Source organism: Kitasatospora sp. MAP5-34 (assembly GCF_029894335.1).
In the GTDB taxonomy this organism is placed as follows: Bacteria; Actinomycetota; Actinomycetes; order Streptomycetales; family Streptomycetaceae; genus Kitasatospora.
This window is the reverse complement of the sequence record NZ_JARXZC010000079.1, coordinates 1-6,451: the sequence shown is the minus strand read 5'-3', so window position 1 is coordinate 6,451 and position 6,451 is coordinate 1. Positions and strand designations below refer to the sequence as shown.

The 6,451-nt window shown below is 68.9% G+C and carries 6 protein-coding genes and 1 pseudogene; 3 read left to right on the top strand and 4 right to left on the bottom strand.

Annotated features, from left to right (window positions below):
• Nucleotides 1–290: 290 nt before the first annotated feature.
• Both P3T29_RS32185 and P3T29_RS32180 read right to left on the bottom strand, forming a co-directional pair.
• On the bottom strand, nt 291–1,238 hold the full coding sequence (locus P3T29_RS32185; RefSeq protein ID WP_280720224.1) for an AEC family transporter: 948 nt from the start codon (nt 1,236–1,238) through the stop codon (nt 291–293).
• 557 nt (nt 1,239–1,795) lie between these two features.
• Nucleotides 1,796–2,539, bottom strand: coding sequence for a Clp protease N-terminal domain-containing protein (locus tag P3T29_RS32180; RefSeq protein WP_280720223.1), 744 nt, complete (start codon nt 2,537–2,539; stop codon nt 1,796–1,798).
• Nucleotides 2,540–3,062: 523 nt separating this feature from the next.
• Here P3T29_RS32180 and P3T29_RS32175 point away from each other — a divergent pair.
• The 3 genes from P3T29_RS32175 to P3T29_RS32785 all read left to right on the top strand — a co-directional run bounded on the left by P3T29_RS32175 (nt 3,063) and on the right by P3T29_RS32785 (nt 5,093).
• Nucleotides 3,063–3,257 (top strand): hypothetical protein, encoded by a 195-nt coding sequence (locus P3T29_RS32175; RefSeq protein WP_280720222.1) that lies wholly within the window; start codon nt 3,063–3,065, stop codon nt 3,255–3,257.
• A 707-nt stretch (nt 3,258–3,964) separates the two neighbouring features.
• A complete protein-coding gene (locus P3T29_RS32170; protein ID WP_280720221.1) occupies nt 3,965–4,504 on the top strand; it encodes a hypothetical protein in 540 nt (179 codons plus the stop codon).
• Between the two features lie 331 nt (nt 4,505–4,835).
• Nucleotides 4,836–5,093 carry a hypothetical protein gene (locus tag P3T29_RS32785; RefSeq protein ID WP_348532885.1) on the top strand — a complete coding sequence of 86 codons (258 nt, stop codon included), beginning with the start codon at nt 4,836–4,838 and terminating at the stop codon, nt 5,091–5,093.
• A gap of 64 nt (nt 5,094–5,157) precedes the next feature.
• Here P3T29_RS32785 and P3T29_RS32160 read toward each other — a convergent pair.
• Nucleotides 5,158–5,262, bottom strand: a pseudogene (locus P3T29_RS32160) (IS5/IS1182 family transposase); the annotation flags it as partial.
• A 342-nt stretch (nt 5,263–5,604) separates the two neighbouring features.
• Entirely contained in the window at nt 5,605–6,315 is a 711-nt protein-coding gene (locus tag P3T29_RS32155) for an endonuclease/exonuclease/phosphatase family protein (protein ID WP_280720220.1), read from the bottom strand.
• Between the last annotated feature and the right edge of the window lie 136 nt (nt 6,316–6,451).

Sequence of the window (6,451 nt, the reverse complement as noted above, 5' to 3'; positions counted from 1 at the left end):
GAGACCAACCGCTTGATCACCGGCGGCGTTGCGGCGTTCCTACGGGCGTACCGCGCCGGGTGATCCAGCAGCACCGCTCTCGTCGGTGCCCGCTGCGACAACCTTGGACGAGTCGGGAGGAATCCGAGACGGACACCAGCTTGCGGACCACCTGGTACAGCAGCGGGACGATCACCCGGACATGGTGCCAGCCGAGACCGCCCTACCGCTGTCACCTGCAGCGATGACTTTCCGAGCCCGACAGGACAGGAGCACGAACGGGAAGCCCGGGAGCCCGGCCCGGCTGGGGATCAGGGCCCGAGCAGGGCGGCCGCAGCGGCCAGGGTGGCCAGGGACAGTCCGGTGGTGAGGGCCACGCCGCGGTTGGCGAGGGCCTGGCCCACGCCGTACTCCTGGGCGAAGACGAAGGTGTTCTGGGCTGTCGGCAGTCCCGCGCACACCACCACCGTCAGCAGTTGGACATGGGTCAGGTGCAGGGCCAATCCGATGACCAGGGCCAGCAGCGGCTGCCCCACTAGTTTGAGCGCCGCCACCGCCGCCAACTCCCAGTCGACCGCCCGCGCCGCGTCAGGCAGCGGCCGCGGCTGTACGTCGGGCGCGGCGCCGTGCAGCGAGGCGCCGAGCGCGACCAGTCCGGCGGGCACGGCGGCCGCCCCCAGCAGGGCCAGTGTGGCGTGGGCCGTCGGCGGCACCGGCAGCCTCCGGACCGACCAGACCACACCCATCGCCGAGCCCAGGATGACCGGGTTACGCAGCGGCAGGGAGGCGATCCGGCGCATCCGGATCCGCCCCTCGGGGTCGCCCGCCCGGTCCAGGGCGATCAGGATGACGGGGGTGACGAGGAGGTTCTGCACCAGCACGACCTCGGCGAGGAACGACACCGATCCCAGGACCTGCTGGGCCACCGGGATCCCGAGGTTCGCGGAGTTCACATACCCCGCGGTCATGCCCCAGATGGGCCGTTCCGCGGCCGGGCGGCCGAACCAGCGGCTGGCAGCCAGCCAGCTCAGCGCGACCGCCGCGGCGGTGCTGGCGGTGAAGGCCAGCAGCGGCAGGACGGACAGGCGCGACAGCGGTGTCGCGGACATCGTGAGGAACAGCGCTGCCGGCATCGCCAGGTGGAAGACGAAGCGTCCCAGGACCGACGCCGCGTCGGGCCCGAGGAGACCGCGACGCCGGGCACCGTAGCCGGCCGCGGCCAGCAGCCAGATCGGAAGGAAAGCGGATATGAGCCTCATGACAGCCGGGCCTTCCGCGCGAACGCGCGTGAGGACAACTGACACTGAGGCCGCCGAACGCCGTTGTTCGCGTAGACCATGATCGCGGATGCTACGCGTGGCGGTCCAAGCCCTGGTCACCGCCCCGCCTCGACCCGGGTCCTCCGCAGGCGGGCCGCAGCCCGCTCGAGCCTCTCCTCCTGACCCTCAATGAAGATCAGGATGATCAGACGATCGCGAGGGGGGTCACCGTTGACCCGCCGTTCAGCGGTCAGTTTTCACCCGTCGTCGAGACCAGCCGGCACGGGAATAGCGCAGGTTCGGAACACCGGCACTTCACTGGTCGAGCCGGTTCCGTACGGGCTGTCAGGCGGGCCCGCGACCCGCCGCCCGCCACTGTGGGCGCTCACGGATTTGACCCGGGGTCGGCTCACGTAGTTGATCCGGCCCCGGATCGTTGGGTACCGACGTCAATCGCGGTGACCTGTGACGTCAGCCGCGTCCAGCAGCCGGTTTCCCACGTCGGAGGCGGTCGTTTCCCGCCGCGCCGTCGGGGTGACGACGAGTCGTTGCCGGTATCAGCCAGTTCGCGAAGTGCCCAACCGAAGGATCTCCGCTTGGGCGTGTTCCTCGGTGACGCCCGTCTCGCCGAGCACCTGGGCGGCCAGGCCCGTGCCCTCTGCGATCAGACCCAGGAGCAGGTGTTCGGTCCCGATCCGGTCGTGTCCGAGCAGCAGGCTCGCGCGGGTGGCCAGCTCCAGCGTCTTCTTTCCTTCCTGCGCGAACGGGATGTGTCCTTGGATGCGGGTGGTGGCGGGCGCGAGCCGGGAGGTGATGGCGTCCTGGAGGTCGGCGAGACTCACGCCGCTGGACTCGATGACCTTCGCGCCGACGCCTCGTTCTTCTTGGCAGACTCCGAGCAGGATGTGCTCGGTGCTGATGAGCGGGTGTTCGTGGCGTCGGGCGTTCTCCTGGGCCAGAACGATGGTGTGCCTGGCGTGATCTGTGTAGCGACCGAAGACGTTGTCCCGGGCCTTCTCGCGCAGGGCGGCGACGCCAGCGGTCTCATTGGGGACGTCCCGTGGCGCGAACCGCTTGCGGGCGGCCTGTTTGGTGACACCGATGTGCTCGCCGATCTGGGTCCAGGTGAAACCGGCGGCACGGGCCTCGTCCACGAAATGGCCGACGAGGTGGTCGGCGGCTTCGTCGAGGTCCGCGGCGGCCTGACAGGCCACTTCCACGCGGCCGAGGGGGCCGCCGTCCGGTTGTGCTTCGGCGACTTGGGCGATGAGGGCGTCCAGCCGGACAGGTGAGATAGCCATGAGACAACCATAGGTTGTCTTCCCTCATCGGACAACCCTAGGTTGTCTCCTTGCCCGCCTGGGCGTCGAAGCCTGGTGTGAAGTTGCACTTCGTTGTCGTGGGGGGTGCTGCAGTGGTCTGCCGCGTGGTGATCGGGCTTGATGCCTGGTCAGGGTGGTGGCTGCCGGTACGACGTCATCGTGGCGCGGTTTCCGGGCGTCACTTCGGTGACGTTGGTGCCGGTCAGCAACTCAGTGCGGCTTCGCTGCACGCCGGGGGGCGGGTAAATGCCGTTGGCGCGCGCCGTTGGTGCCTCGATGTGCCCTGGTGGTGACCGTTGAGGTTCGCGACCATGCGTCTGTCGTTCCGGTCGAAACCGGTACCCCCTGTGGTGCTGTCAAGCCCGTTGGTCAGCATGGTGCTGGGGACCGTCCACGGGAACCGTGGAGTGTTGCCGAGTGCACGAGCGTCAGATTCCTGATCCACCCTGGTCCTCCCGGAACGGCGTACTCCTTGCCCTTCACCGAGCGAGAGGAGCAGGCCGTGGACATCCTCCACGAACGCTGCGCGGGCCTGGACGTCAGCAAGAAGGACGCAAAAGTCTGCGTTCGAACGCCCAACACGCGGCGACGCGGGACCTTCGCCACCGCGACGACCACCTGGGCCGCTACCACCAACGCGGTCCTGGACCTGCGCGAGCACCTGATCGACGCGCAGGTGACGCTGGTGGTGTGCTGAACGGTTCTGTCGTTCCCCGGTGAAGTCCAGCTGTCGCCCGTTATGACAGCCGGCGGTGTTACGGACCGTCCTGCTGGAGCCCTCGGCGTACAGCCGCGCCACGGTGCCCGTCCGCTCCGTCTCGCCAACCGCCGCACCTGTCTCCAGCGAGATCGCGGGGCCCGGCGGGAGTGGCCTGGGGTTCTCCGTATGACGGTGATGGTCTGCGGCTGACTGTCAGTGAGGAATCGGCAGGTGGTTGTCAGTGGCTTGGTGCCCGTGAGCTGCGGGGGAGTACTGACAGGCGGCGCCGGTTCTGTGCGTCAGTTTTGACGAACCGCCTGGTCGATTTGCTGCCGACCGGGATAGGCAGCTTCCCTCCGCTGGCCTGGAGGGGCGGCCAGGCTCGTTCCTGCGCAGTACGGGGCGGGGCCAGCGGCAGCGACCGACGGGCCGCCCAGGACCCGCGCACACGGTGCTGCGCCCGACAGTCCGGGGGACACGTAGGTGAGCTCACCGACCGTCACGGTCCAGTTCACGAACGGCCTCGCTCCCGGGTGCACGCACCGGACGTCATGATCGGCTTCGCCGGCGCTCCACCACGGCAGGGCACCCGCCCTCACCCCCTCGCCGGAGCTCCCCACCGGACGGAAGCAGGCACCGACCCGGCGGGGTCCCCCCAGGCACCCAGCTGCTCCCGGCCTGGACCTACGAGAAACGAGGACTTCATGCGCACTGTCCGGTATGCCGTGGCTGTTGGAGTGGTGCTGGTCGTCACGGCCGCGGGAGTGGCCGACGCCGCTCCCGGCGACACGACCACCACCTTCTCCGTGACGGCCGGCACGTTGTCGATCGCCGTGCCGGCCTCGGCGGCCCTGGGCAGCGTACTGCCCGGCAACACCGTCACCGCACAACTGGGTAACGTCATCGTTACCGACGCCCGTGCCCTGCTCACGGCCGCCTGGACCGCGTCGGTGGTCTCCACCAGCTTCAAGACCGGCGGTGGCACGGCCCCGGAGACGATCGCGACCAGCGCCGTCTCCTACTGGTCGGGGGCAGCAGTGAGCACCACCGGAACGGCCACCTTCACTCCCGGCCAGGCCACGGCGGGCGCGGCCCAGACGCTGGCCAGCAGTCGTACCGCTTTCACCGCCACGGCGGGCGTGGGCAACAACACCGCGGACTGGAACCCCACACTCGTCGTCGCGGTCCCCGCCGGAGCGGTAGGCGGCACCTACACCGGAACGGTGACACATTCGGTGGCATAACCAGGCCCGCCAGCGGAGCCGCCCCTGAGAAGCCGTTGTCGTTCCGAGCATGACTGCTGCGTTTCCGCTGGTCACGGATGGGGCCGGTGCTTTTGTGGGAGTCGTGGCCTGTCGGGTTGTCGTTCCCCTGGAGGTCGCGAATGCCATCTGTGGTCGGACTGCTGGAACAGCACGAGCGTGCTGCCCGTCGTCGTGTGGACGGATTGCGGGAGGAAGCCGATCGCGTCCAGGCCGAGTTGGCTGCGGCCGAGCGGGAGGCGGATATGCGCCGTCGGTGCGGCCTGGGCCCGTGGAGGCGGCGAAGCCGAGGACGGTGGTGCCAAGGTGGAATGTGGAGCTGCCCTGGTCGGTGCTGTCGGTGGACTACCAGCGCATCCTGCGCGCGCTCGCGGACCGGGAGCGGCTCGGCCAAGGACCCCTGACCTGTCAGGAGTCGCCCGTCGGCTTCGGCTTGGAGGCGGCGCCGGCCAAGGTGGAGGCGCTGCGGTCGAAGGCGAAGCGCCTGGTGGCCCGTGGCTGGTTGGCCGAGCCCGTACTGGGCCGGTTCACGCTCGCGGAGGGCGTGACCGGGTCGGGCGGCGGGTCATGAGCAGGGTCATCGACCAGTGGACCATCGCCTCGGCGCTGCTGATGCGGCGCCCGAGTCGCGCACCAAGGCGGCGGGTGCGCATCAGGTGCGCGCAGAACCGCCCGACGATCCATAGTTTCGGCAGCATCACGAAGCCCTTCTGGCCGTCGGTGCGCTTGACGATCACCAGCACCAGCGCCGACGCGGTGAAGCAGTGTTCGATGAGGCCGCCGGTGTAGCCGCCGTCGCCCCAGGCCAGCTCCAGCAGGTGGTGCGCGTCGGCCACTTGGGCCCGTTGTCGCCGGCGTTTCCGGACTGGTGTGCCAGGAGTCACACGTGAGGGTAACCGGGCTGGACTCCACGGCCGCATTTGCGTATAACTGCGGCAGCAGGCCCTCCTGGATCACTCGTTGGCGTAGACACCCTCCGAGCTACCACGAGGCCCTGCTTCCATGCCCGGTACCGACCACGATCACCCGATCGAGACTCCCGTCCGATGGACAAGCTCGTTGATCGGTACGACAACGGCTGCTCACATCACCACCTTCGCACGCAGGAGGTTGTGGTCTGACAGGCCATCGGTCTCCTCGACCACCGCGCCCTTGACGCCACAGCCGCGCACGACAACGTGGTCAATGTGCTGTGACTTGGTGCCCGAAGTTCGCGGTCGCGTCGGCGGTGCGTGCAGCGGGAGGCCCACAACGGTGAACCCTGGGCCGAGGCCAGCGGCCACGGTGGCGCGGTCGGCGTTGAAGTCACCGAGCAGAACCACCGGCCCCGGCGAATCAGCGGCGAGTTCCGCCAGTCGATCCAGCTGACGGGCCTGCCGATGATCAGAGCTCACATGAGTGGCGACCACCAGTACACCGGCGGTTCGGACTGCGAGGAGTCCCTTGCCCGGATCATCGTCGAAGGCTTCAGCCACGACCTGCTGGGCCTGCCCGTTCACCAGGAGCACGAGGTGCTCACCCGGATCGTCGAGTGGGCACAGTCCGTGGCGTGCTCGCGGGACGCGTGGATACCGCAGGGTACGGACCGTGCGATCGGGCATAGCACGACGCAGCAGGGCCAGTTGGTCGCCACTGACTTCCTGCAGGGCGAGGACCTGTTCAGCACATCCCGCCAACCGTGCCGTGACGGCGGCGATCCGGTCCGACTCGTCCGGCCAGTGTCCTGGCACATCCGTGCCCCAGTTCTCCGCGTGGATGCGGTGCAGGACGTTCCAGGTCGCCACAGTGAGCACACGCCGATGCTACGGCCAGGCCTGACTCTTGCTCCACCTCTATTGAGCTAATTCCATCCTGAAATCTGCAGGTCACGGGGGCTGGTGTGGTGCGCGGTCGGGTACTCGGGCCGGGTGGCGGGCCTGATCGCGATCG

Excerpts from the sequence above, each read along its gene's own strand:
- P3T29_RS32170 (WP_280720221.1), top strand. The coding sequence starts at position 3,965 with ATGCGCACTGTCCGGTATGCCGTGGCTGTTGGAGTGGTGCTGGTCGTC.
- P3T29_RS32180 (WP_280720223.1), bottom strand. The coding sequence starts at position 2,539 with ATGGCTATCTCACCTGTCCGGCTGGACGCCCTCATCGCCCAAGTCGCC.
- P3T29_RS32185 (WP_280720224.1), bottom strand. The coding sequence starts at position 1,238 with ATGAGGCTCATATCCGCTTTCCTTCCGATCTGGCTGCTGGCCGCGGCC.